This is a genomic window from Streptomyces sp. WG5 (genome assembly GCF_049974565.1).
Lineage (GTDB): Bacteria > Actinomycetota > Actinomycetes > Streptomycetales > Streptomycetaceae > Streptomyces.
Genome location: NZ_JBNGGC010000004.1, coordinates 144,597 through 168,187 on the forward strand (window position 1 = coordinate 144,597; position 23,591 = coordinate 168,187).

The following is a 23,591-nucleotide window of genomic DNA, read 5'->3' on the forward strand; positions in this document are numbered from 1 at the left end:
ACCGTCCGATGGCCGTTCGCTTCCCGGCCGTTGCCGCCCCTGGAGGTTCCATGCACCTGATCGCAGAACTGATCGGCGGCGCCGTCACACTCGTCGGCCTCGGAATCCTGACTCTCGCCAGCGTCCGCAGCATCGGCCGGCGGGGGTCGTCCGCCAGAGGGTGAGACGGCACCTGCGGCCCCTGGAGGCTTGCCGATACGTTGGGTGCGCACAGGGAGATCCGGCTCCCCGGACGGGGAATCCGGCTACCCGGGGCCCCGAGAGGCGTCAGCGCCGGTACGCACCGGCATGATGGTCTCCCCGCGGCCCGCACACTGGCCGCGACGTGTCGCCAGGCGAGCCGAAAGAGAGACATGAGCAGGACATCCACAGAGGCCGGCGGACCCGCGGAAAGCGGGGTGTGAGGCGATGCACATCGTCATCATGGGCTGCGGGCGCGTGGGCTCCGCCCTCGCGCAGACCCTGGAACAGCAGGGGCACACGGTCGCCGTGATCGACCAGGACCCCACCGCCTTCCGCCGCCTCGGTTCCACGTTCGGGGGCCGCAGGGTCACCGGTATCGGCTTCGACCAGGACACCCTGCGCGAGGCGGGCGTCGAGGAGGCCGGCGCCTTCGCCGCGGTCTCCAGCGGCGACAACTCGAACATCATCGCCGCCCGGGTGGCCCGCGAGATGTTCGGTGTGGAGAACGTCGCCGCCCGCATCTACGACCCCCGCCGCGCCGAGGTCTACCAGCGCCTGGGCATCCCCACGGTCGCCACCGTCCGCTGGACGGCCGACCAGATGCTGCGCCGGCTGCTCCCCTCGGGCGCCGAGCCGCTGTGGCGCGACCCCACCGGCGGCGTCCAGCTCGCCGAGGTGCACACCTCGGCGTCCTGGGTCGGCCACAAGATCAGCCGGCTCCAGGAGGAGACGGGGGTGCGGGTGGCGTTCCTCACCCGGCTCGGGGAGGCCATCCTGCCGACCTCGCAGACGGTGCTGCAGGAGGGTGACCTGGTGCACGTGATGATGCGCACCGACGAGGTCCACAAGGTCGAGGCGGCGTTCGCCAAGGGTCCCGAGAAGGAGGCCGGTCACTGATGAGGGTCGCCATTGCCGGAGCCGGTGCGGTCGGCCGCTCGATCGCGGGCGAGCTGCTGGAGAACGGCCACGAGATCCTGCTCATCGACAAGGCGCCGACCGCCATCTCGGTCGAGCGCGTCCCGATGGCGGAGTGGCTGCTCGCCGACGCGTGCGAGATCACGTCCCTGGACGAGGCGGCGCTGCAGCGCTGCAACGTCGTCATCGCCGCGACGGGCGACGACAAGGTCAACCTGGTCGTCTCCCTGCTGGCCAAGACGGAGTACGGCGTTCCGCGCGTCGTCGCCCGGGTGAACAACCCGAAGAACGAGTGGCTGTTCAACGAGTCCTGGGGGGTGGACGTCGCCGTCTCCACCCCGCGGCTGATGTCGGCCCTGGTCGAGGAGGCGGTGAGCGTCGGCGACCTGGTCCGGCTGCTGCGCTTCAGCCACGGCGACGCCAACCTGGTGGAGCTGACGCTGCCGGAGGAGTCGGCCCTGGCCGGCATCCAGGTCGGCGACGTGGAGTGGCCCGAGGACACCTCACTGGTCACGATCATCCGCGGCACCCGGGTGCTGACGCCGTCCCGGGAGGACTCCCTGGAGGCCGGCGACGAGCTGCTGTTCGTGGCGGCGCAGGCCCGCGAGGAGCAGCTGGAGGACCTGCTGTCGGCGCGGCGCGGCGACGCCGCGCGCTGAGCGGACGCAGGACCCGCGCATACGACGGTGGAGCGCCCGGAGATTCCCGGGCGCCCCACCGTCGTATGCCGTCGACCGACGCCGTACACCGTCGACCGTCGTCGTAGGCCGTCAGTCCTTGCGGTGCCTGCCGCTGCGTGTGGAGTCCGCGGCGGTCTCCACGGCTTCGCCCTCCCGGGCCTCGCGTTCGGCCTTCTCCCGCTCCGCCTTCGCCTCCTCGGCCTTCTCGGCCGCCTCCATCTCCGCGAACACGTCGATGGGGGCCGGCGCCTTCGCGAGGAACACCCAGGTCAGCCAGACGGCGAGCAGGAACGGGGGGATCTTCAGGATGACCAGGACCCAGCCGAGCTGCTCGGTGTCGGCCCACCAGTACAGCGGGAAGAGGATCGCGCTCTTGCCGAGCAGGATCAGGCCCCACGCGTAGCTGGCCTTGGTGTACGCCTTCTTGCGGCCCGGGTTCCGGGTGCGCCAGGAGAGGTTCTCCTTGAAGACCGGGCCGAGGATGAGGCCGATCAGCGGCACTCCGGCCAGCGAGGTGACGATGTACGCCATGGCCAGGCCCAGGGTGTAGAGCATGCCCGGCAGATAGAAGTTCTTGGCGTTGTCGGTCATCATCGCGAAGACCACGCCGAAGGCGACGCCGAAGACCCCGCTGAACGCGTGCTTGACGGTGTCCTTCATCACCAGCCGGACCACGACCAGCACCAGCGACACGGCCAGCGCCGCGATCGCCGACATGTGCAGGTCGTTGTTGAGGGTGAAGATGGTGACGAAGAGCAGGCCCGGCAGCACCGTCTCGACCATGCCCCGCACGCCGCCGAACGCCTCGAACAGCGCGGCCTCCGTCACCGCCCGCGCGTCGCCGGCTTCCGTGTCCTGGGTGTCTTCGGTCGGCTTGTCGAGCGACGTCACCGGCTACTCCCGTCCGAGGGGTCTCAGTTCGTATTTCGGGTTGAAGAGCACCCGGCGGCCCCGGCTCATGGAGATCCGGCCCGATGCGATGAGCTTGCGCCCCGGCTCTATGCCCACGATGGAGCGTCTGCCCAGCCACACCACGTCCAGTGCGGCGGAGCCGTCGAACAGCTCGGCCTCCAGGGCCGGGACGCCCGCACGCGGTCGCAGGGTGACCGTGCGCAAGGTACCAGTAACCGACACGATCTGCCGGTCCTGGCAGTCGCAGATGCGGGTGCAGCCGGCGGTGTCGGCGTCCTCACGCAGTTCCTCGGACTCCAGGTCCTCCTGTGACGAGGAGAGCCGGTCGAACATGCGCCGGAACCGGCCCACCGGCTTGTCGGAACGCGGAGCAGCACTCATATCTGAAGCGTACCGGGGCGCGCCGACAGCCAGACACCCTCTCCGGGCCGGTATCGCGAGGCTCACTTCCTGGCCCCTCGTCCCCCGCTCACTTCTCGAAGCGGTACCCCATGCCCGGCTCGGTGACGAAGTGCCGCGGGTGCGCGGGGTCCGCCTCCAGCTTGCGGCGCAGCTGGGCCATGTAGACGCGCAGGTAGTTCGTCTCCGTCCCGTAGGAGGGCCCCCACACCTCCTGCAACAGCTGCTTCTGGCTGACCAGGCGGCCCGTGTTGCGCACCAGCACCTCGAGCAGATGCCACTCGGTGGGCGTCAGCCGTACGTCCTTCCCGCCCCGGTGCACCTTCTTCGCGGCCAGGTCGACGGTGAACTCGGCGGTGTCCACGACCACCCCGTCCTCGCCGCCCGGGACCGGCTCGGCCCGGCGGACGGCGGCCCGCAGCCGGGCCAGCAGTTCGTCCATGCCGAAGGGCTTGGTGACGTAGTCGTCGGCTCCGGCGTCGAGTGCCTCGACCTTCTCGTCGGAGGAGTGCCGGGCGGACAGCACCAGGATCGGCACCCGGGTCCAGCCGCGCAGGCCCCTGATCACCTCGACGCCGTCCATGTCGGGCAGGCCCAGGTCCAGCACCACGACGTCGGGGTGGCGGGCGGCGGCGAGCTGGAGGGCGGTGGCGCCGTCGTGGGCGGCGTCGACCTCGTAGTGCCGTGCCTTGAGGTTGATCACGAGGGCACGCACGATCTGCGGTTCGTCGTCGATCACGAGCACCCGGGTCATCGGGCAGCCTGCCTTTCTGCTGTCGCGGAGTGCGCGGTGGCGGAGTGCGCGCCGGCGGAGTGCGCGGTGGCGGAGTGCGCGGTGGCGGAGTGCGCGGTGGCGGAGTGCGCGGTGGCGGAGTGCGCGGTGGCGGAGTGCGCGCCGGCGGGTCCGGAGGAGCCCGCCGCGCGGAGGGTGAGCACCATGGTGAGGCCGCCGCCGGGGGTGTCCTCGGCGTTCAGGGTGCCGCCCATCGCCTCGGCGAAGCCCCGGGCCACGGCCAGGCCGAGCCCCACACCCGCCCCGCGCGGTGCGTCGCCGTAACGCTGGAAGGGCTCGAAGATGCGGTCCTTCGCCTCGTCCGGCACACCCGGCCCCCGGTCGACGACCCGCACCTCGACGCGGTCCGCGAGGGCGCTGGCGGCGACCAGGACGCTCCGGCCGGCGGGGCTGTACTTGACGGCGTTCTCGACCAGGTTGGCCATCGACCGCTCCAGGAGCCCGGCGTCGACGGCGACCATGGGCAGGGTCTCGGGGATGTCCAGCTCGGCGCTCCCCTCGGGCACCCCGCCGAGCGCCATCGGCACCACCTCGTCGACGTCGATCTCACGGATCAGCGGCGTCACCGTGCCGGTCTGGAGGCGGGACATGTCGAGCAGGTTGCCCACCAGGTGGTCGAGGCGGTCGGCGCCCTCCTCGATGCCCTCCAGGAGTTCCGCCCGGTCCTCCTCGGACCACGCCACGTCGTCGGACCTCAGGCTGGTGACCGCCGCCTTGATCCCGGCGAGCGGTGTACGGAGGTCGTGGCTGACGGCGGCCAGCAGCGCCGTCCTGATGCGGTTGCCCTCGGCCAGCGCGCGGGCCCGGTCGGCCTCCTCGCGCAGGCGCCGCCGGTCCAGGACGACCGCGGCCTGGGCGGCGAAGGCGGCCAGCACCCGGCGGTCCTCGGCGGGCAGGACGCGGCCGGTCAGCGCGAGGGCCATGTGGTCCCCGACCGGCATGTCCACGTCCGCGTCCTCGGGGCGCCCGACCGGCGGACCCGCCCCGGCCCGGCCGGCGCAGGTCCAGGGCGAGACGTCCCCCTCCCGTTCCAGGAGGGCGGCCGACTCCATGCCGAACGTCTCACGGACCCGTTCCAGCAACGCCTCCAGGCTGGTCTCGCCGCGCAGGACGTTGCCCGCGAGGAAGGAGAGGATCTCGGACTCGGCACGCAGCCGGGCGGCCTGGTGGGTGCGGCGGACCGCGACGTCGACGACCGAGGCCACGGAGAGCGCGACGCCCACGAATATGGCCAGCGCGAGCATGTTCCTCGGGTCGGCGATGGTGATCCGGTTGACCGGCGGCGTGAAGAACCAGTTCAGCAGCAGGGATCCGACCGCGGCCGAGGCCAGCGCCGGATAGAGCCCGCCGAGCAGGGCCGCGGCCACGGTCAGCGCCAGGTAGAACAGGACGTCGTTGGCGAGCCCGAGGTGGACGGTGTTGAGCAGCAGTGTCAGCAGCACCGGTCCGCCCAGGCCCGTGAGCCAGCCCCAGACGATCCGGGAGCGGCCGAGCCGCGCGCCCCTGGCCACCGGCAGTCCGCGGCCCTTGGCGACCTCCTCGTGGGTCACGATGTGGACGTCCAGGTCGGGGCCGGACTCACGGGCGACCGTGGCGCCGACGCCGGGGCCGAAGACGTACTGCCACGCCTTGCGGCGCGAGGAGCCGAGGATGATCTGGGTGGCGTTGACACCCCGCGCGAAGTCGAGCAGGGCGGCCGGTATGTCCTCGCCGAGCACGTGGTGGAAGGTGCCGCCGAGGTCCTCCACCAGGGTGCGCTGCACCGCGAGCTGCTTCGGGGAGGCCGAGGTCAGCCCGTCGCTGCGGGCTATGTACACGGCCAGCACCTCGCCGCCGGCGCCCTTCTCCGCGAGGCGCGCGGCCCGCCGTATCAGCGTCCCGCCCTCGGGACCGCCGGTCAGTCCGACCACGATGCGCTCGCGCGAGCCCCAGATCTTCGAGACGTGGTGCTCACTGCGGTACTGCTGGAGGTACTCGTCGACGCGGTCCGCGACCCACAGCAGGGCCAGCTCCCGCAGGGCGGTGAGGTTTCCGGGGCGGAAGTAGTTGGACAGGGCCGCGTCGACCTTGTCCGGCTGGTAGATGTTGCCGTGGGCCATGCGGCGACGCAGCGCCTGCGGCGACATGTCCACCAGTTCGATCTGGTCCGCGCGCCGCACCACCTCGTCCGGCACGGTCTCCCGCTGCCGTACGCCGGTGATCGACTCGACGACGTCACCGAGTGACTCCAGGTGCTGGATGTTGACGGTCGAGACCACGTCGATGCCGGCGGCCAGCAGCTCCTCGACGTCCTGCCACCGCTTGGCGTTGCGGGTGCCGGGAACGTTGGAGTGGGCCAGCTCGTCCACCAGGGCCACCCGCGGGGCCCGGGCCAGCACCGCGTCCAGGTCCAGCTCCGTGAAGCGGGCGCCGCGGTGCTCCAGCTCCCGGCGCGGCACCTGCTCCAGGCCGTGCAGCAGCACCTCGGTGCGCGACCTGCCGTGGTGCTCCACGAAGGCCACGACGCAGTCGGTGCCCCGCTCCGTGCGGCGGTGCGCCTCGGACAGCATCGCGTACGTCTTGCCGACGCCCGGCGCCGCGCCGAGATAGATCCGAAGCTTGCCGCGTCCCATGGCCTCATTGTCTTCCGGTCATCGCTGAGTGCGCAGCGTCGACCTTACGGCCAGTAATCCCGGCAGAACGGGGCGGGGCGCAGGGTGGAGGTGCTCTTTGACGGAACTCTGACGTCCGCGGACCTCACGGCTCGGGCACGCGGACGGCACTGCTCGACCGCCCTCCCGCCCGCCCGTCCGTCCCTCCGCCCGCCCGTCCGTCCCTCCGCCCGTCCGTCCGTCCCTCCGCCCGTCCGTCCGTCCCTCCGCCCGTCCGTCCGTCCGGCGAGCCCTCCCGCCCGTCCGTCCCGGCGTCCGGCGAACCCTTCCGCCCGGTACGACGGAAGGGCCGCGTCCCGTGGTGCGGGGCGCGGCCCTTCGTGCGGAGTGCTCGCCTACCGGACCTCGGTGATCTCCGGCCCGCGCTGGAGCTGGCCCATGCCGCCGGCGAAGCGGGAGCCCTCCTCCTGCTGGACACCCTCGGGGACCATCTGCGCGTCGTTCGGCAGCTTGAGGACGATCGGGTCGCGGGGGGCCATCGGACCCTCGCCGCGGACCACCACCGTGTCGCGGAAGATCTGCTCCAGCAGACCGGCGGCCTGCGGCTGCACCGCGCCCTGGCCCGAGATCACTCCGCGCAGGAACCAGCGGGGACCGTCCACACCGACGAACCGCACGACCTGGAAGCCGCTCGTGCCGTCCGGCAGCTGCACCGGGACCTGGGCCCGCAGCTCCCAGCCGAGCGGGCCCTCGACCTCGTCGACGATGCCACCCTGCTGGGTGATGCCGGAGCCGATCTCCTCGCGCACCTCACCCCAGATGCCCTCGCGCTTGGGCGCCGCGAAGCCCTGCAGCTGGATGGCGCTGTCGCGCAGTACGACGGTCGCGGCGACGATCGCGTCGCCCGCGACCTCCACCCGCAGTTCCATGCCGTCGACTCCGGGTACGAACAGGCCGCCCAGGTCCACCCGGCCCTCGGCGGGGTCGCGGACCTCGGTGCTGTCCCAGGGGCCGTCGGGCCGCGGTTCGGGCTCGAGCCGCACCCGCTCGGCCCTGTCGTCCGCCTCGGTGTCGACGCTGTCGACGACCTGCTCGGCCTCGCCGGCCGCGTCCTCGGCGGCATCCCTCTTCTTGCGACGTCCGAACACGTCACTGTCCTTCCCGGTCGGATACGACCGAAGCGTATCGATTCCCACCCGTCGGGCCGCCCTCGGCGACCTGACCGCTTGTGCCGCTTGCACGGTCCGTCTCGGCGTGGCCGCCGGTGGACCCGAAGCCCCCTTCGGCCCGCGCCGAGTCGGGAAGTTCCGCGACCTGGCGGAAGCGGACCCTCTCGACCTGCTGGACGACCAGTTGGGCAATCCGGTCGAAGCGCTCGAACCGCACCGTCTCGCGCGGGTCGAGATTCACCACGATCACCTTGATCTCCCCACGGTACCCGGCATCAATCGTCCCCGGGGCATTCACGAGGGCGACACCGAAGCGGGCGGCCAGACCGGAACGTGGGTGCACGAAGGCCGCGTACCCCTCCGGGAGCGCCACAGACACGCCCGTGGGCAGTACGGCCCGCTCACCGGGCGCGAGTTCGCAGCCGACGGTCGTGCGCAGGTCGGCTCCCGCGTCGCCGGGCTGCGCGTACGTCGGAAGCGGTACGTCGGGGTCGACGCGGCGGATCAGGACGTCGAGTTCCGGCCCGCGGCCCCGGCTCACGGGTTCACCTCGAAGGCCCGGGTGCGGCGGACCTGGTCCGGGTCGTCCATGGCCGCGCGGATCTCCTCCTCGCGGCCGTGGTCGACGAAGTGATCGATCTTGACCTCGATGAAGAGGGCGTCGGCGCGGACGGCCACCGGTCCCTCGGGGCCGCCGATCCGGCCGGTGGCGGTGGAGTAGATCTTCCGGCCGGCCACGGCGGTCACCTCGGCCTCCAGGTGCAGCGTCGTGTCGACGGGCACCGGCCGCAGGAAGTCGGTCTCCAGCCGTCCGGTCACCGCGATCGTGCGCAGCAGCCAGTTCAGCGAGCCGAGGGTCTCGTCCAGGGCGCTGGCCAGCACGCCGCCGTGGGCCAGGCCGGGGGCGCCCTGGTGGGCAGGCTGCACGGTGAACTCCGCGGTGATCGACACCCCTTCGCCCGCCCGTGCCTGCAGGTGCAGTCCGTGGGGCTGGTCGCCGCCGCAACCGAAGCACTGCCCGTAGTGCGCGCCGAGCAGTTCGCCGGGGGCGGGCGCGTCGGGGTGCCGTACGGGTTTCACGGCGTCGGCGGGGACCTGAAGACCTGAGGAAGTACCACTCACAGGCGCAGACCTTACCCGCGCATCGGCCGAACACCGATACCGTGCCAAGCTTGCTTCATGCAGCTCTCCACCGCCCCGTACGAAGAACGCCTCACCGCGCCCCGCTCCTGGTGGCTGGGATCCTTCCTGGTGGGGCTCTCGTTCGCCCTGATCCTGCTGCCCTTCGGCACGCTGCCGATGCTGGGCGGCCTGGCCGGCGGAACGGCGGTGGCGGCGGTGGTGGCCAGTTCGTACGGTGCGGTCCGCATCCGCGTCGTGGGCGACTCGCTGATCGCGGGCGAGGCGAAGGTGCCGGTGTCGGCTCTGGGCGAGGCGGAGATCCTCGATCCGGCAGAGGCCCGCGCCTGGCGCACCCACAAGGCCGACACCCGGGCCTTCCTGCTGCTGCGCGCCTACATCCCGAGGGCCGTGCGCGTGGTGGTCACGGACCCGGAGGACCCGACTCCGTACCTGTACCTGTCGACCCGCGAGCCCGAGCGGCTGGTCGAGGCCCTGAAGGCGGCGAAGGCGGCGGCGTAACGCCGGACGGACCGGGGTCAGTGGCCGCCGTCCCCGTCGGGGCGGTGGCCGAACCCCTTCGGGCCGGGTTCCTCGGTGAGGGCGCCCATGTCCAGCGCGTCCCGCGGCCCCTCCAGGGCCGGTAGCTCGTCGAGGGCGCTCCACGGCACCTGCTTCTTGCGCAGGTCCGCCCGGATTCTGTCGGCCAGCTTTCTGGTGTCGCGGCGGTTCATGACTGCGCCCACGGCGGCGCCGACCATGAACGGCATGAGGTTCGGCAGGTTGCGCACCATCCGCTTCATGATCTGCTGACGCAGCTGACGCTTCATGTGGCTGTTCATCGCCGAGCCGAGGGTCGACGGCTTGGACACGTCGACGCCGCGCTCGTCCGACCAGGAGTTCAGGTACGCGGTGCTGCGCTGCGCGAGGCCGCCGGGCGGACGCAGTCCGTACACCTCGTGCAGCTCGGCGATCAGCTTCAGCTCGATCGCGGCCACGCCGGTGACCTCGGCGGCCAGTTCGGCGGGCATCGCGGGCGGTACGGGCATCATCGCCGCCGCGCCGACTCCCGCGCCGACGGTCGCCGTGCCCTTGGCGGCGCCCGCCACGAGCCGGTCGGCGAGCTCCTCCGGTCCGAGACCGGGGAACTGCCCGCGGAGCGTCGCCAGGTCCCGTACGGGCACGCGCGGGGCCAGCTCGATGATCCGGTCGGCGAGGTGCGCCAGGGCGGCCCTGGCGCGGTTGCCGCCGTTGCGGACACCCTGTCCGGCCTTGTGCCGGAACGCCGCTGCCCGTCGCCGGGCAGCGGGTGCCGGGGCCTGCGCGGTCGCCGGGAGGTCACCCCGGTCGGCCGCCGGCTCGAGCGAGGCCGCTCCCTTGTCGGTCGGGCCCCGCTCGTCGTCACGCGCGCCACAGGGACCGTCGGACGGTCCTTGGTCCGCTTCCCGCCTGGAGAAGCGGCGCTTCCAGGGAGGGGTCGAGCCAGTCACGGCCGACCCCGCCTCAGTCGCAGTCGCGGCAGATCGGCTGGCCGTTCTTCTCCCGGGCCAGCTGGCTGCGGTGGTGCACCAGGAAGCAGCTCATGCAGGTGAACTCGTCCTGCTGCTTCGGAAGCACACGGACGGCCAGTTCCTCGTTCGAGAGGTCGGCGCCGGGAAGTTCGAGGCCTTCCGCGGCCTCGAACTCGTCGACGTCGACGGCCGACGCGGACTTGTCGTTCCGCCTCGCCTTCAGCTCTTCGAGACTGTCCGAGTCGACGTCGTCGTCGGTCTTGCGTGGAGTGTCGTAATCGGTTGCCATAGTCGCTCTCCCCCTCTGGGTGTCTGCGGTGTCTCCAGCGCACGTAACGCGTGAGAGGCCGGACTTGTGCCCGACCTGAGGCGGAGATTTTGCCTCACATCAAGGTCTGTTACTCAATCGACACCCAACCGGACTCCTCATGAGTGATCGGCTTGGATGGCGATGGGGACCGTACACGGTCCCAATACCGCACTTCAAAGGCGCCTCACCGTGTACTTCCCGTGATCAGGACCCCTGAAAACCGGGATTTTCCCGGCTTTCGACAGGGTGCATGATCACCGAGAGTGAATGGCGGGAAAGCCTCCGCTGTGATCGATCACACAGGGGATTCCCGGGTCGCCACCCTGGAAATTCCGCTCAAAGCGAACATCCTCCGAGCTCGGTGAGATGTCGGGGTCATGATCTCAGACGGGAAGTGTCACACGCATCACGAGCCCTCCGCCCTCGCGCGGTTGCGCGTAGATGTGCCCGCCGTGCGCCCGGGCCACGGACCGCGCGATGGACAGGCCGAGGCCCACACCCTTGTCGCTGCCCGTGCGCTCGGTGCGCAGCCGCCGGAACGGCTCGAAGATGTTGTCGACCTCGTACGCCGGTACGACCGGGCCCGTGTTGGTGACCACCAGGACCGCCTGGCCGCTCTCGACCGCGGTGGTGACCTCCACCCAGCCCTGTCCGGCCACGTTGTACCGCACCGCGTTCTGTACGAGGTTCAGGGCGATCCGCTCCAGCAGGACGCCGTTGCCCTGGACCACCGCGGGCTCGCGCGTACCGCGGATCTCCACGCCCTTGGCCTCCGCCTCGGCGTGCACCTGGTCGACGGCCTGGCCGGCCACCTCGGCGAGGTCCACCGGTTTACGTTCGACGATCTGGTTGTCGCTGCGGGCGAGCAGCAGCAGGCCCTCCACGAGCTGCTCGCTGCGTTCGTTGGTGGCCAGGAGCGTCTTGCCCAGCTGCTGGAGCTCCACCGGGGAGTTCGGATCGGACAGGTGCACTTCGAGGAGGGTGCGATTGATCGCCAACGGCGTGCGCAGCTCGTGGGAGGCGTTGCCGACGAAGCGCTGCTGGGCGGTGAAGGCCCGTTGCAGCCGCTCCAGCATGTCGTCGAAGGTGTCCGCCAGCTCCTTCAGCTCGTCGTCCGGGCCGTCCAGCTCGATCCGCCGGGAGAGGTCGGAGCCCGCCACCGCGCGCGCGGTGCGGGTGATCCGGCCGAGTGGCGACAGGACGCGGCCGGCCATGGCGTAGCCGAAGGCGAAGGCGATCACGGCGAGGCCGAGCAGCGCCAGCAGCGAGCGGCTGAGCAGCCTGTCCAGGGCGACCTGGCGCTGGTGGTCGATGCAGTCGCTGATCGCCGCGTTGAACTGCGACAGCGACAGGTTGCCGTTGGTGACCCCCGGACAGTCGTTGCTGGTCACCCGGAGACCCTCGAAATCGACGATCTTGTACAACGGCTGGTTGCCGGTGCGCACCGCCTGGGCGGCGATCAGGTAGATGATCGACAGCAGCAGGATGCCGGCGATCAGGAACATGCCGCCGTACAGCAGCGTGAGCCGTATCCGGATGGTGGGACGCAGCCAGGGCAGCGGGGTGGCCGACCGCGGGTCCCAGGTGGGCTTCGGAGGCGCCCCGGGGGGCGCGGGTGTCGTCGCCACGGTCGATCAGATCCGGTAGCCGGAGCCGGGGACCGTGACGATGACGGGCGGCTCGCCCAGCTTGCGGCGCAGGGTCATGACGGTCACGCGCACGACGTTGGTGAACGGGTCGGTGTTCTCGTCCCAGGCCTTCTCCAGCAGCTGCTCCGCCGAGACGACCGCGCCCTCGCTGCGCATGAGCACCTCCAGCACCGCGAACTCCTTCGGCGCGAGCTGCACCTCCTTGCCGTCGCGGAAGACCTCGCGGCGGTTCGGGTCGAGCTTGATCCCGGCCCGCTCCAGAACGGGCGGCAGGGGCACGCTGGTGCGCCGGCCCAGGGCACGCACGCGCGCGATGAGCTCACTGAACGCGAAGGGCTTGGGCAGATAGTCGTCGGCGCCGATCTCCAGCCCCTCGACCCGGTCGCTGACGTCGCCGGAGGCCGTGAGCATCAGCACGCGCGTGGGCATGCCCAGCTCGACGATCTTGCGGCACACGTCGTCCCCGTGCACGAGCGGGAGGTCGCGGTCGAGGACGACCACGTCGTAGTCGTTCACGCCGATGCGCTCCAGGGCGGCCGCACCGTCGTACACGACGTCGACGGCCATGGCCTCCCGGCGCAGTCCGGTGGCCACCGCATCGGCGAGCAGTTGCTCGTCCTCGACGACGAGTACGCGCACGTCGCTTGTCCTTCCTGTGTCCACCCGCGTAGCGCTTCTCGGCGCACGAGGGCAGGGGGCTGGTGGGTGTGTTGCCTCCATCCTGCCCTTTTCGGCCATAAGTCGGCTGTAAGGCGGGTGAGGGGCCGGTGACGACCGCCGAGCACCTCCGGCCGGACGGAATCGCGGGGAAGGCGGCGGGGGCGGGAATGCGAGATTTTCTCCCGCGGTTGAGGTTTCCGCGAAGGGGAGCTGGGGGAGGACGGCTTTACACCCCGCGATCACCCTCTGCCTGTACCGCGTTACCGCGCGGTACGCCGCGGTCCGCTTCCGCAGAGCGGGCGTGGGTGTCCGGCACCGCCGCTGCCCTGCCGGGCAGCGCCGGGCACTCCACCGGAGACGTGATCGCCCCTTCCGAACGGCACACCCCCGTGCCATCGACCCACGACCCAGGACGAGGGGGCGCAGCATGGACGCTTTCACCGCAGGACTTCTGCAGCGCATAAAGACGACCGAGTCCGACCTGTCCCGCGCCCGCGACGAGGGGGACGAGTTCCTCGTCGAGGTGGAGCTGGGAGAGCTCGACGACCTGCGCCGTCTCGCCGCCGAGCACGGTGTGGAGGTCGGCGCGACCGGCGTCTGACCGGCCCGTGAGCGACGAGGCCCCGGCGCGGATCGATCCGCGCCGGGGCCTTGTCGTGCGTCTCGCCGTCCGGCGATGAGCGCACGGCCGCCGGGCCGCGCGGACCGCGTGTGGACAGCCCCTGCCGGGCAGCACCCCGGCCCGTGGGAACAGCGGGCGCGGCCCCGGGCCGTCACCCTGCACCAACGCCCGCCGCCCCGGAGGCACCGCCTGGGCGGGCGAGGGCGGAAGCACAGGGGCACCCCGCACAGGGGCACCCCGTCGGCACGGGGACCGCGCGCACACCCCCGCCCCCGCGGCCACGTACCGCTGCGCTTCTGCCCCTCTGCCCCGTTGCCCCACCCTAGACATACGGGGCCGGCCCGTGCGCGGTCCGGCGTACGGCGGTGCTCCGGGCAGCGGCAGCGGCAGCGCGAAGGCTGCGGCCCGACCGCGCGTCCCCGGGCTTCACGAGCTCCGGGCTGTGCGAGGACCGGCGCCCGGCGGGCCACCCCGGGACCGTGCCGACCGGATGGTCCGCCGCGTCGACGGCCGACCCCCCGACGGCGGATCGCCCGGGACGTCAGCCGCCGCCCGCTCCCTGTGCCGGCCGACCGCACTGGCAGCCGGCACAGGCGCATCTCGGTGGATCGCGCCGCAGGGCGCGGGAGCCGGCACGCCCCTCGGCGCCGGCCGTGCGCCGTCGCCTCCTGCGCGCCGGTCCGCCGGCCGGAGGCCTACGCGCCGAAGTCCACCAGGAGTCGCTGGAGGGGCTCGAACACCTCCGGCGTGGCCGCGATCGTCAGGTCACCGGTCGGGCGCTCACCGGGGCGTCCACCGGTCACCGCGCCCGCCTCCCGGGCGATCAGGTCGCCCGCGGCGAGGTCCCAGGGGTGCAGTCCACGCTCGTAGTAGCCGTCGAGGCGTCCCGCTGCCACGTCGCACAGGTCGATCGCGGCCGAGCCACCGCGCCGGATGTCGCGTACCAGCGGGATGAGCCGCCGCGCGATGTCGGCCTGCTCGGCGCGGACGTCGGCGACGTAGTTGAAGCCGGTGGAGACCAGGGCCTGGTCCAGCGGGGCCGCGGGGCGGCAGGCGAGCCTGCGTTCGCCGTCCCAGGCACCCGTGGCCCAGGCGCCGCCGCCCAGCACCGCGTGGTACGCCTCGCCCCGCATCGGGGCGACGACCACCCCGGCCACCCGTTCGCCGTCCTGCTCCGCGGCGATGGAGACCGCCCAGGTGGGCAGTCCGTACAGGTAGTTGACCGTGCCGTCGAGCGGGTCGATGACCCAGCGGACGCCGCTCGTGCCCTCGGTGGCCGAGCCCTCCTCGCCGAGGAAGCCGTCGTCGGGGCGGTGCTCGGCGATCAGGCCGGTGATCAGCTTCTCCGCCGCGATGTCCATCTCGGTGACCACGTCGATCGGACTGGACTTGGTGGCGGCGACCGCGAGGTCGGCCGGGCGGCCGTCGCGCAGCAGCTCGCCCGCGCGGTGGGCGGCCTCCTGGGCGATCCTCAGCAGCTCGGCATGGAGGGGGACGGGCGTCACGGCGGTCACGGGGCTCCTCACGCGTAGGGACTGTCGGCGCCCGCGGCGGCGGGGCGGGGGGCACGGGCGGGGCAGCAGCCGACCGGGCACAGGTTGTGGCTCGCGCCGAGCGCGCCGAGGGCGCACGGGGCGACCTGCTGCCCGCGCTCGTCCCCGGCCCGCTCCAGGACGAGGTCGCGGACCGCGGCGGCGAACCGCGGGTCGGCGCCGACGGTGGCCGAACGGCGCACCGGCAGCCCGAGCTCCCCGGCCTTGGCCGTGGCCTCCGTGTCGAGGTCGTACAGGACCTCCATGTGGTCGGAGACGAAGCCGATGGGGGCCATCACCACGGCGGGGACGCCGGCCGCGTGGCGCTCCTCCAGGTGGTCGCAGATGTCGGGCTCCAGCCACGGGATGTGCGGGGCGCCGGAGCGGGACTGGTAGACGAGCTGCCAGGGGTGGTCGACGCCGGTGCGCTCGCGGACGGCGTCGGCGATCACCTGCGCCACGTCCAGGTGCTGGCGTACGTACGCCCCGCCGTCACCGTGCTCCTCGACCGGGCCGGAGGTGTCGGCGGCGGAGTTGGGGATCGAGTGGGTGCAGAAGGCGATGTGCGCGCCGTCCCGCACCTCCTCGGGCAGCTCGGCGAGTGACCGGACGACCCCGTCGACCATGGGCTCGACGAAGCCCGGGTGGTTGAAGTAGTGCCGCAGCTTGTCGATCTTCGGCAGGTCCAGTCCCTCGGCCTCCAGCGCGGCGAGCGCGTCCGCGAGGTTCTCGCGGTACTGGCGGCAGCCCGAGTACGAGGCGTAGGCGCTGGTGGCGAGGACGAGGATGCGGCGGCGTCCGTCGCGGACCATCTCGCGCAGGGTGTCCGTCAGGTACGGCGCCCAGTTGCGGTTGCCCCAGTAGACCGGCAGGTCCAGGCCGTGCTCGGCGAAGTCCTTGCGGAGGGCGTCCAGCAGGGCGCGGTTCTGGTCGTTGATGGGGCTGACCCCGCCGAAGAGGAAGTAGTGCTGGCCGACTTCCTTGAGGCGTTCCTTGGGGATGCCGCGCCCGCGCGTCACGTTCTCCAGGAACGGGACCACGTCGTCCGGGCCCTCCGGGCCGCCGAACGAGAGCAGGAGCAGGGCGTCATAGGGGCTGGCATCGAGCACGTCAGGCATGTCTCGATCCTGCCACCCGGCACTGACAGCGGGAAAACGGCGGGGTGCCGACGGTGCGTCCCGCCAGGTCCGCGGGGGCTGTTTCCGGGCGTTGCGACGAGTAAGCTGTATCGACTGCGTTCGGGCCTTACTGAGCCGTCCGAGCCGTTACTGAGCCGTTCCCGGAGACCTCGTTGCCCAGCCCCTACCGCGCCCTGTTCGCCGCCCCCGGCTCCAAGAGCTTCTCCACCGCGGGCTTCCTCGGCCGGATGCCCCTGTCGATGATGGGCATCGGCGTGGTGACGATGATCTCGCAGCTGACCGGGCGGTACGGGCTGGCCGGTGCCCTGTCGGCCACCATCGCCCTCGCCGCCGCCGCGGCCGGACCGCAGGTCTCCCGCCTGGTGGACCGGTACGGCCAGCGGCGGGTGCTGCGACCGGCGACCCTCGTGTCGCTCACCGCGGCGGCCGTGCTGCTGCCGGCCGCGCACTACGGATGGCCGGACTGGGTGCTGTTCGTCGCCTGCGCCGGCGTCGGCTGCGTGCCGAGCCTCGGTGCCATGGTCCGGGCCCGGTGGGCGGCCCTGTACCGGGGCACACCGCAGCTGCACACCGCGTACTCCTTCGAGTCCGTGGTCGACGAGATCTGCTTCATCTTCGGGCCGATCATCTCCATCGGCCTGTCCACCGCCTGGTTCCCGGAGGCCGGTCCGCTGCTCGCCGCCTGCTTCCTGGCGACGGGCGTCTTCTGGCTGACCGCCCAGCGCGCCACCGAGCCGGAGCCGCATCCTCGCGAGCACAAGGGCGGCGGCACCGCCCTGCGCTCCCGGGGGCTCCAGGTCCTGGTCGGGACGTTCGCGGCGACGGGGACGATCTTCGGGGCCATCGATGTCGTCACCGTGGCCTTCGCCGAGGAGGAGGGGCACAAGGCCGCCGCCAGCCTGGTCCTCGCCCTGTACGCGGCGGGGTCGTGCACGGCGGCCATGATCTTCGGGCTGATGCGCTTCGCGGGGCCGCCGGAACGCCGCTGGCTGCTGGGCGTCTGTGCGATGGCCGTGAGTATGATCCCCCTCCTACTGGTCGGAAACCTGCTGTTTCTGGCCGCGGCGCTGTTCGTTGCGGGTCTGTCCATCGCTCCCACGATGATCACGACGATGTCCCTCATCGAAGAGCACGTACCACGCACGCAGCTCACCGAGGGCATGACCTGGGTGAGCACCGGCCTCGCGGTCGGGGTCGCACTCGGCTCCTCCGCGGGCGGCTGGGTGATCGACGCCTCCGGGGCGCGTGCCGGGTACGCGGTTCCGGCGGTGGCCGGGGCCGTCGCGGCCGCGGTCGGTTTCCTCGGGTACCGCCGGCTCAAGCGGCCGGCTCCGCGTCGGGGAGGGACCGTTGAGCAGCACACGCACGGCGAGCGGGAAGAACGGCACATGGCGTAACTGGGGCGGCAACGTCTCCGCGCGCCCCACGCGGGAGGTCACCCCCGCCTCCGTCGACGAACTGGCCGAGGCCGTGCGCAGGGCGGCCGAGGACGGACTGCCGGTCAAGGCCGTCGGCACCGGGCACTCCTTCACGTCCATAGCCGCGACGGACGGCGTGCTGATACGCCCTCAGCTGCTGACCGGCATCCGGGGCATCGACCGCGCCGCCATGACGGTCACGGTCGAAGCGGGCACACCGCTGAAGAGGCTCAACCTGGCCCTCGCGCGGGAGGGCCTGTCGCTGACGAACATGGGCGACATCATGGAGCAGACCGTCTCCGGGGCCACCAGTACCGGCACCCACGGCACGGGCCGCGACTCCGCCTCGATCGCCGCCCAGATCCGGGGCCTGGAAATGGTCACGGCGGACGGGTCGGTACTGACCTGCTCCGAGCGGGAGAACCCCGACGTCTTCGCCGCGGCCCGGATCGGCCTGGGCGCGCTGGGCGTCGTCACCGCGCTCACCTTGGCCGTGGAACCCGTCTTCCTGCTCACCGCCCGCGAGGAACCGATGCGGTTCGACCGGGTCCTCGCCGGCTTCGAGGAACTGTGGGCCGAGAACGAGCACTTCGAGTTCTACTGGTTCCCGCACACCGGCGGCACCCACACCAAGCGCAACAACCGCAGCGCCGGCCCCGGACAACCGGTGGGGCGGCTCCGGGGCTGGTTCGAGGACGAGTTCCTGTCCAACGGTGTCTTCCAGGCGGCCAACTGGGTCGGCCGCGCGGCGCCCGCCGCCGTCCCCGCGATCGCCCGGATCTCCAGCAGGGCACTGTCCGCGCGGACGTACACGGACACCCCCTACAAGGTCTTCACATCTCCGCGCCGGGTGCGCTTCCTGGAGATGGAGTACGCCATTCCGCGCGAGGCCGTCGTCCCTGCGCTGCGCGAGCTGAGGGCGATGGTCGACCGGTCACGGCTGCGCATCAGCTTCCCGGTCGAGGTGCGCACGGCCCCGGCCGACGACATCACGCTGTCCACGGCGTCGGGCCGCGACAGCGCGTACATCGCCGTCCACATGGTCCGGGGCACGCCCTACCAGGCGTACTTCACCGCCGCCGAGCGCATCTTCACGGCGCACGAGGGGCGACCGCACTGGGGCAAGATCCACGCCCGGGACGCCGAGTACTTCTCCCGGGTGTATCCGCGCTTCGGCGAGTTCACGGCGCTGCGGAACCGCCTCGACCCGGATCGTCTGTTCCGGAACGACTACTTGCGCCGGGTCCTGGGGCCGTAGCCGAGGCCTCGGGGTCCGGGCTCGTGGCGTCGCCGGAGCCCTTCTCCCCGGTGGCGTCCGGGGTGGGCGTCGGGCTGGACGCCGTGCCCTCGTCCTCCCCGGAGCCGCTGCCCGGCGACGCGCTGCCGTCGGTGCCGCTCGGAGTGCCGGATGGGGTGGCTGCCGGAGCGTCGCTGCCGGAGCCCGAGTCACCCGGTCCACCGGAGTCCTGGGAGCCCTCGGAGTCCTGGGAGTTGCCGGATCCGTCCGACTTCTCCGGATCCGGGGCGGACGTGCCGTGCCCGGAAAGAGCGCTGCCGACGGTGGTGCTGTGGCCGCCGCCCAGACTCTCGCCGGAGGCGACCTCGTACGCGGTGATCCCGGCCATGGTGACCCCGAAGACGAGGGCCGCGGCGACCAACGGGCGCTTCCAGCCCCTGGTCCGTGCGCGGTAGACGGTGCCTGCGGTGAACTCGCCCGGGACCGCCGCTCCACGCCCGTCGGCACCCCCGGCGCCGAGGGGGCGCTTCACCCGGAGCTGCTCGCCGGTGCGCTTGAAGAAGTGCTGGAGGACCGAGCCTCCGCAGGTGGCGATGACGCTGATCAGGCCGGCCCCGAGGATCGTGCCGTACACGCCGAAGGAGGAGGCGAGTTTGGCGGCCACCACCGCCGCCAGGGCGCTGCCCGCGACCTGGGGCACGCTCAGGTCGATCCGCTTGGACTTCACCTCCGCGCCCACATCCGCCTCGCCTGCATCATCGGGCTTTTCACGCATCCCCGGACCTTGCCTGTCTTTCCCGTACGTGATCGATCAACTGCACGAGAAAGGGACGTGCGGCCGAAACCATTAGTTCCGTTTCTGGTGATTCCGTGAAGTACGCCACGCCCGGGATCACGGAAACCCCACCGGGAGCGGCCGGGCGCCACCCCTCACCAGAAGTCGCGCGGCGCGCCCATCCACGCAGGTGGTCCGAATGGAGTACTGTTGCGAACCCTGGGCCCGGTCTCCCGACAGGGGGCTCCGGACCTTGAAGGACCGCCGGGAGGGGGCTGGTTGCGCAGGGTGACAGAATCGGTCACCCACCGTTGCAAATGGGTAACCGTGCCATAACGGCGATCCAGGGCCCGTGCCCGACACGCCGGGCAACTCGGCAAGGTTGTGGCAGGCTGCACCCGGGCAGGTCACACTCGACAGAGCGGAAGCAGCGACGCACGTGACGTCGGCAGGCACCACCCGGGAGGTCCCCATGCCCGAACTGCGTGTCGTGGCCGTCTCGAATGACGGCACACGGCTGGTGCTGAAGGCTGCGGACAGCACGGAATACACGCTTCCGATCGACGAGCGGCTCCGGGCCGCCGTGCGCGGCGACCGTCCCCGCCTCGGCCAGATCGAGATCGAGGTGGAGAGTCATCTCCGCCCCCGCGACATCCAGGCACGTATACGTGCCGGCGCGACCGCGGAAGAGGTCGCACAGATGGCCGGCATCCCCGTCGACCGCGTACGACGCTTCGAGGGACCCGTGCTGGCCGAGCGCGCCTTCATGGCGGAGCGGGCCCGCAAGACCCCCGTCCGCCGTCCCGGCGAGAACTCCGGTCCGCCCCTCGGCGAGGCGGTCCAGGAGCGGCTGCTGCTGCGCGGCGCCGACAAGGACACCGTCCAGTGGGACTCCTGGCGCCGCGACGACGGCACCTGGGAAGTCCTGCTGGTCTACCTGGTCGCGGGCGAACCGCACTCGGCGAGCTGGACCTACGACCCGCCCCGGCGGCTCGTCCAGGCCGTCGACGAGGAGGCGCGCGCGCTGATCGGCGAGTCCGACGACCTCGCCGCGCCCGAGCCCAGCTTCCCCTTCGTCCCGCGCATCGCACGGCTGCCGCGCGACCGGCCGCTGGACCGCTCCCTCGACCGGGAGCAGCGGGAGCGGCCGAGCCTGCCGCCACCGCCGTCCGAACCGGACGAGGAGACCGCGGCCACCGCCTCGGCCGAACGCGAACGCGACTCGCTCACCAGCCTGCTGGAGGCGGTACCGAGCTTCCGGGGCGACCTGGTGGTACCCGAGCGCGCTCCGGATCCGGGGGACGAGCCTGTCGAGGAGCCCGAGGTGGAGGAGCCTCCGGCCTCCGCGGCGTCGGCCGGTTCCGCCTACGCCGACGTGCTCATGCCGCGCTCCGTGGCCAGCCACCGCGACCGCCTCACCGGCTCCACCGACCGCCAGGCCGAGGCCGACGGCGTCCGCCCGGGCCGCCGGGCGGCGGTTCCCAGCTGGGACGAGATCGTGTTCGGGACGCGGCGGAAGAAGCAGGAGTAGGCGGGATCCGACGGCGTACGGGCCTGGGGGCCGCACCCGCGCGGGTGCGGCCCCCGGCCTCCTTCGCCGGCCGGCACACCGGACGGTGAGCCCACTGCGACCGTGGCGTCGCCCCCCTTCCCGGACCCGGCCCGCCTGCTCGCGACCGGCCACGCCACGCCCTCGCCGCGTCCCGCCCCGTCCCGTCCCGTCCACCAAGCCGTCGCTGCCCGGAGCCGTCCACCCGCCGGGCCCGCACAGCCGCTCGCGGCCCGGGCCCGCCGCGACCCCGCCGGGGCCCGGCCCAACCAAGCCCTCGCCACCCCCGCCCGGACCCAGACCAGCCAAGCCCTCGTCGGCCCCGCCCTGCTCCGGCCCGCCCGCTCGCGGACCGGCCCCGCCACTGCGTCGTCGCGCCTACTGCGGATCCGGTCCCGTCGCGACCGGCCTTGCCGGATCCGACGACCACTCGGACCACGAACCCACGTACAGCGCCGCCGGAATGCCCGCCACCGCCAGCGCCAGCACCTCGTGGGCTCCCGACACGCCCGAGCCGCAGTACACGCCGACCTCCCTGTCCTCCCCGGCCCCCAAGGACGCGAAGCGGGCCCGGAGTTCCCCGGCGGGCAGGAAGCGGCCGTCCGCCGCCACGTTGTCCGTCGTCGGCGCGGACACGGCACCCGGGATGTGACCGCCCACCGGATCGATCGGCTCCACCTCGCCCCGGTACCGCTCCCCCGCCCGGGCGTCGAGCAGCAGCCCGGAGCGGGCCAGCGCGGCGGCGCCGTCCGCGTCGAGCATCCCCGCCGCGCCCGGTTCCGGCGTGAAGTCGCCCTCCACCGGAGCGGGGAGGTCCGTCGAGAGCTCCGCCTTCCAAGCCGGCAACCCGCCGTCGAGGACCCGCACGTTCGGGTGACCCGTCCAACGCAGCAGCCACCACGCGCGAGCCGCCGCCCATCCCTGTCCGCCGTCGTACACGACGACCGGCCGGCCGGACGACACGCCGGCCCGGCGCATCGCCACCCCGAACTCCGCCATGTCGGGCAGCGGATGCCGGCCGTGCCCGCCGGGCGCGGAGGCGAGTTCCCTGTCCAGGTCGACGAAGACGGCACCGGGAAGGTGCCCGGCCGCGTACGCGGCCCGCCCGTCGAACGGCGCGGCACCGGCCGCCCCGGCCGTGCTCAGCTGCCAGCGGACGTCGAGCAGGACCGGCGGGTTCGCACCCGCCAGTTCGGTCACGAGTTCGGATACGGAAATGATGGCGTTCATGACCCCATCCTGGCGTACCGAGTGGCCGCCGCGTCGAAGTCGGGCTACTCTGCCCGCCGTACAGTACCGATCACGAGGCGTACGGGTTCGGGCACATGCTGTACCACCCGAGCAGCCGGGCCGGCCCCACGGGCGGGCCCGAAGCACGCGGCGCGGGCCCGGTGCCGGCACCGGCGCGAAGGTCTGTCAGACCGGTATCCGTCAGAGCGGAAGCGGACGCACGGCCCGCGGAGGGCCGAGAAGAGAGTGACGATGACCGACGCACGGGAGTCGACCGGCCGGGACGGCGAGACGAACGCCCGGCACACGCCCGGCACACCCTGCTGGGTGAGTCTGATGGTGCACGGGCCGGCCGCGACCCGGGAGTTCTACGGCGCACTGTTCGACTGGGAATTCCAGCCAGGGCCGCAGCAGTTGGGCCCTTATGCGCGAGCCCTGCTCGACGGCCGCGAGGTGGCGGGCATCGGCCAGCTGCCCCCGGACCGGCACCTGCCCCTCGCCTGGACGCCCTACTTCGCCTCCGACGACGTCAACCGGACGGCCGAAACGGTACGCCTGTGCGGCGGCACGATCGGTGTGGGCCCGCTCGACGCGGGCGAGGCCGGCCGTCTGGCCATCTGCTCCGACCCCTCGGGCGCCGTCTTCGGCATCTGGCAGGCGGCGGCGCACCTCGGCACGGCCGTCACGGGTGTGCCCGGCACACCGGCGTGGAACGAGCTGATGACCTTCGAGTCGACGAGCGTCGCCAAGTTCTACGAGACCGTGTTCGGCTTCGAGTTGGCGCCGGAGGTCTCCGCCGACTTCGACTACGTGACCCTGCGCCTCGACGGACGCCCCGTCGCCGGCATCCACGGCCTCGGCACCGCCCTGCCCCGCGACCGGGGACCGCACTGGATGACGTACTTCGAGGTGGACGACGCGGAGGAGTCCCTGGAGCGCCTCACCGATCTGGGCGGTCATGCCGTCAAGCCCGTCCAGGACACTCCCCACGGCCGGGTGGCGATGGTGGCGGACCCGGAGGGGGCGCGGTTCGCGCTGGTCCAGTGCGGGCACGACCACGCACGGAAAGGGTGAGAACGGCCGGGGCACCCGCGACGCCCGAGCTCCCCTCCCACCACCTCCAGCGCCGCCTCGACATCGCTGCCCTCCCACCCGCCGGAAGTGGGCTGGACGACCTCCACCGTGAAGACGTCGCGGA

General features: G+C 72.4%; 23 protein-coding genes. 8 read left to right on the plus strand and 15 right to left on the minus strand.

Going from position 1 to position 23,591, the window contains the following annotated elements:
- The first annotated feature begins 408 nt into the window (after positions 1 to 408).
- Positions 409 to 1,080 (plus strand): potassium channel family protein, encoded by a 672-nt coding sequence (locus ACP4IX_RS05865; protein WP_398131759.1) that lies wholly within the window; start codon positions 409 to 411, stop codon positions 1,078 to 1,080.
- Positions 1,080 to 1,757 (plus strand): potassium channel family protein, encoded by a 678-nt coding sequence (locus ACP4IX_RS05870; protein WP_426521867.1) that lies wholly within the window; start codon positions 1,080 to 1,082, stop codon positions 1,755 to 1,757. The genes ACP4IX_RS05865 and ACP4IX_RS05870 overlap by 1 nt, the downstream gene beginning before the upstream one ends.
- Positions 1,758 to 1,868: 111 nt before the next feature.
- On the opposite strand, the gene ACP4IX_RS05875 is transcribed toward ACP4IX_RS05870, so the two are convergent.
- The 7 genes from ACP4IX_RS05875 to ACP4IX_RS05905 form a co-directional block, all read right to left on the minus strand.
- Positions 1,869 to 2,669 carry a DUF3159 domain-containing protein gene (locus ACP4IX_RS05875; RefSeq protein ID WP_426521866.1) on the minus strand — a complete coding sequence of 267 codons (801 nt, stop codon included), beginning with the start codon at positions 2,667 to 2,669 and terminating at the stop codon, positions 1,869 to 1,871.
- A gap of 3 nt (positions 2,670 to 2,672) precedes the next feature.
- On the minus strand, positions 2,673 to 3,071 hold the full coding sequence (locus ACP4IX_RS05880; protein ID WP_073731801.1) for an OB-fold nucleic acid binding domain-containing protein: 399 nt from the start codon (positions 3,069 to 3,071) through the stop codon (positions 2,673 to 2,675).
- Between the two features lie 88 nt (positions 3,072 to 3,159).
- Positions 3,160 to 3,843 (minus strand): response regulator, encoded by a 684-nt coding sequence (locus ACP4IX_RS05885; protein WP_426521865.1) that lies wholly within the window; start codon positions 3,841 to 3,843, stop codon positions 3,160 to 3,162.
- A complete protein-coding gene (locus ACP4IX_RS05890) occupies positions 3,840 to 6,494 on the minus strand; it encodes an ATP-binding protein (RefSeq protein ID WP_426554915.1) in 2,655 nt (884 codons plus the stop codon). Before ACP4IX_RS05890 ends, ACP4IX_RS05885 begins: the two co-directional genes overlap by 4 nt.
- 374 nt (positions 6,495 to 6,868) lie before the next feature.
- Positions 6,869 to 7,621, minus strand: a complete 753-nt coding sequence (locus ACP4IX_RS05895) for a DUF3710 domain-containing protein (protein ID WP_426521863.1) — start codon at positions 7,619 to 7,621, stop codon at positions 6,869 to 6,871.
- A gap of 1 nt (position 7,622) precedes the next feature.
- Complete coding sequence (gene dut / locus ACP4IX_RS05900; protein WP_426521862.1) at positions 7,623 to 8,183, minus strand: dUTP diphosphatase; 561 nt, start codon at positions 8,181 to 8,183, stop codon at positions 7,623 to 7,625.
- The gene (locus ACP4IX_RS05905; protein ID WP_426521861.1) at positions 8,180 to 8,764 is read right to left on the minus strand and encodes a PaaI family thioesterase; all 585 of its coding nucleotides are present in this window, start codon (positions 8,762 to 8,764) and stop codon (positions 8,180 to 8,182) included. Before ACP4IX_RS05905 ends, dut begins: the two co-directional genes overlap by 4 nt.
- A gap of 57 nt (positions 8,765 to 8,821) precedes the next feature.
- On the opposite strand from ACP4IX_RS05905, the gene ACP4IX_RS05910 reads away from it, so the two are divergent.
- Positions 8,822 to 9,283 carry a DUF3093 domain-containing protein gene (locus tag ACP4IX_RS05910; protein ID WP_426521860.1) on the plus strand — a complete coding sequence of 154 codons (462 nt, stop codon included), beginning with the start codon at positions 8,822 to 8,824 and terminating at the stop codon, positions 9,281 to 9,283.
- A gap of 17 nt (positions 9,284 to 9,300) precedes the next feature.
- Here the strand turns inward: ACP4IX_RS05910 and ACP4IX_RS05915 are convergent, their stop codons facing one another.
- The 4 genes from ACP4IX_RS05915 to ACP4IX_RS05930 form a co-directional block, all read right to left on the minus strand.
- Complete coding sequence (locus tag ACP4IX_RS05915) at positions 9,301 to 10,251, minus strand: hypothetical protein (protein ID WP_426521859.1); 951 nt, start codon at positions 10,249 to 10,251, stop codon at positions 9,301 to 9,303.
- Between the two features lie 13 nt (positions 10,252 to 10,264).
- The gene (locus ACP4IX_RS05920; RefSeq protein WP_003993510.1) at positions 10,265 to 10,561 is read right to left on the minus strand and encodes a DUF4193 domain-containing protein; all 297 of its coding nucleotides are present in this window, start codon (positions 10,559 to 10,561) and stop codon (positions 10,265 to 10,267) included.
- Positions 10,562 to 10,965: 404 nt separating this feature from the next.
- Positions 10,966 to 12,210 (minus strand): sensor histidine kinase, encoded by a 1,245-nt coding sequence (locus tag ACP4IX_RS05925; protein ID WP_426521858.1) that lies wholly within the window; start codon positions 12,208 to 12,210, stop codon positions 10,966 to 10,968.
- A gap of 6 nt (positions 12,211 to 12,216) precedes the next feature.
- Complete coding sequence (locus ACP4IX_RS05930; protein WP_003993508.1) at positions 12,217 to 12,870, minus strand: response regulator transcription factor; 654 nt, start codon at positions 12,868 to 12,870, stop codon at positions 12,217 to 12,219.
- Positions 12,871 to 13,318: 448 nt separating this feature from the next.
- Here ACP4IX_RS05930 and ACP4IX_RS05935 point away from each other — a divergent pair, with 448 nt between their 5' ends.
- Positions 13,319 to 13,492, plus strand: coding sequence for a hypothetical protein (locus ACP4IX_RS05935; RefSeq protein WP_167392522.1), 174 nt, complete (start codon positions 13,319 to 13,321; stop codon positions 13,490 to 13,492).
- Positions 13,493 to 14,208: 716 nt separating this feature from the next.
- Here ACP4IX_RS05935 and ACP4IX_RS05940 read toward each other — a convergent pair.
- Together ACP4IX_RS05940 and ACP4IX_RS05945 are read right to left on the minus strand one after the other, a co-directional pair.
- Positions 14,209 to 15,027, minus strand: a complete 819-nt coding sequence (locus tag ACP4IX_RS05940) for an inositol monophosphatase family protein (RefSeq protein WP_426554916.1) — start codon at positions 15,025 to 15,027, stop codon at positions 14,209 to 14,211.
- Between the two features lie 8 nt (positions 15,028 to 15,035).
- Positions 15,036 to 16,163, minus strand: coding sequence for a ferrochelatase (locus ACP4IX_RS05945; protein WP_426521856.1), 1,128 nt, complete (start codon positions 16,161 to 16,163; stop codon positions 15,036 to 15,038).
- A gap of 173 nt (positions 16,164 to 16,336) precedes the next feature.
- Between ACP4IX_RS05945 and ACP4IX_RS05950 the strand changes: the two genes are divergently transcribed.
- Together ACP4IX_RS05950 and ACP4IX_RS05955 are read left to right on the plus strand one after the other, a co-directional pair.
- Positions 16,337 to 17,581 (plus strand): MFS transporter, encoded by a 1,245-nt coding sequence (locus ACP4IX_RS05950; protein WP_426554917.1) that lies wholly within the window; start codon positions 16,337 to 16,339, stop codon positions 17,579 to 17,581.
- Positions 17,535 to 18,860, plus strand: a complete 1,326-nt coding sequence (locus tag ACP4IX_RS05955; protein ID WP_426554918.1) for a D-arabinono-1,4-lactone oxidase — start codon at positions 17,535 to 17,537, stop codon at positions 18,858 to 18,860. Before ACP4IX_RS05950 ends, ACP4IX_RS05955 begins: the two co-directional genes overlap by 47 nt.
- On the opposite strand, the gene ACP4IX_RS05960 is transcribed toward ACP4IX_RS05955, so the two are convergent.
- Complete coding sequence (locus tag ACP4IX_RS05960) at positions 18,784 to 19,614, minus strand: hypothetical protein (protein ID WP_426554919.1); 831 nt, start codon at positions 19,612 to 19,614, stop codon at positions 18,784 to 18,786. The two genes, ACP4IX_RS05955 and ACP4IX_RS05960, sit on opposite strands and share 77 nt — an antisense overlap.
- A 472-nt stretch (positions 19,615 to 20,086) precedes the next feature.
- Here ACP4IX_RS05960 and sepH point away from each other — a divergent pair, with 472 nt between their 5' ends.
- Positions 20,087 to 21,145 carry a septation protein SepH gene (gene sepH, locus ACP4IX_RS05965; RefSeq protein ID WP_426521852.1) on the plus strand — a complete coding sequence of 353 codons (1,059 nt, stop codon included), beginning with the start codon at positions 20,087 to 20,089 and terminating at the stop codon, positions 21,143 to 21,145.
- Positions 21,146 to 21,541: 396 nt separating this feature from the next.
- Here sepH and ACP4IX_RS05970 read toward each other — a convergent pair whose 3' ends face one another.
- Positions 21,542 to 22,393 (minus strand): sulfurtransferase, encoded by an 852-nt coding sequence (locus ACP4IX_RS05970; protein ID WP_426554920.1) that lies wholly within the window; start codon positions 22,391 to 22,393, stop codon positions 21,542 to 21,544.
- A 252-nt stretch (positions 22,394 to 22,645) separates the two neighbouring features.
- On the opposite strand from ACP4IX_RS05970, the gene ACP4IX_RS05975 reads away from it, so the two are divergent.
- The gene (locus ACP4IX_RS05975) at positions 22,646 to 23,467 is read left to right on the plus strand and encodes a VOC family protein (protein ID WP_426554921.1); all 822 of its coding nucleotides are present in this window, start codon (positions 22,646 to 22,648) and stop codon (positions 23,465 to 23,467) included.
- Positions 23,468 to 23,591 lie beyond the last annotated feature (124 nt).

Excerpts from the sequence above, each read along its gene's own strand:
- ACP4IX_RS05935 (WP_167392522.1), top strand. The coding sequence starts at position 13,319 with ATGGACGCTTTCACCGCAGGACTTCTGCAGCGCATAAAGACGACCGAG.
- ACP4IX_RS05945 (WP_426521856.1), bottom strand. The coding sequence starts at position 16,163 with ATGCCTGACGTGCTCGATGCCAGCCCCTATGACGCCCTGCTCCTGCTC.
- ACP4IX_RS05865 (WP_398131759.1), top strand. The coding sequence starts at position 409 with ATGCACATCGTCATCATGGGCTGCGGGCGCGTGGGCTCCGCCCTCGCG.
- ACP4IX_RS05975 (WP_426554921.1), top strand. The coding sequence starts at position 22,646 with ATGACCGACGCACGGGAGTCGACCGGCCGGGACGGCGAGACGAACGCC.
- ACP4IX_RS05870 (WP_426521867.1), top strand. The coding sequence starts at position 1,080 with ATGAGGGTCGCCATTGCCGGAGCCGGTGCGGTCGGCCGCTCGATCGCG.
- ACP4IX_RS05910 (WP_426521860.1), top strand. The coding sequence starts at position 8,822 with ATGCAGCTCTCCACCGCCCCGTACGAAGAACGCCTCACCGCGCCCCGC.
- ACP4IX_RS05885 (WP_426521865.1), bottom strand. The coding sequence starts at position 3,843 with ATGACCCGGGTGCTCGTGATCGACGACGAACCGCAGATCGTGCGTGCC.
- ACP4IX_RS05970 (WP_426554920.1), bottom strand. The coding sequence starts at position 22,393 with ATGAACGCCATCATTTCCGTATCCGAACTCGTGACCGAACTGGCGGGT.
- ACP4IX_RS05920 (WP_003993510.1), bottom strand. The coding sequence starts at position 10,561 with ATGGCAACCGATTACGACACTCCACGCAAGACCGACGACGACGTCGAC.
- ACP4IX_RS05880 (WP_073731801.1), bottom strand. The coding sequence starts at position 3,071 with ATGAGTGCTGCTCCGCGTTCCGACAAGCCGGTGGGCCGGTTCCGGCGC.
- ACP4IX_RS05960 (WP_426554919.1), bottom strand. The coding sequence starts at position 19,614 with ATGCGTGAAAAGCCCGATGATGCAGGCGAGGCGGATGTGGGCGCGGAG.
- sepH (WP_426521852.1), top strand. The coding sequence starts at position 20,087 with ATGCCCGAACTGCGTGTCGTGGCCGTCTCGAATGACGGCACACGGCTG.
- ACP4IX_RS05890 (WP_426554915.1), bottom strand. The coding sequence starts at position 6,494 with ATGGGACGCGGCAAGCTTCGGATCTATCTCGGCGCGGCGCCGGGCGTC.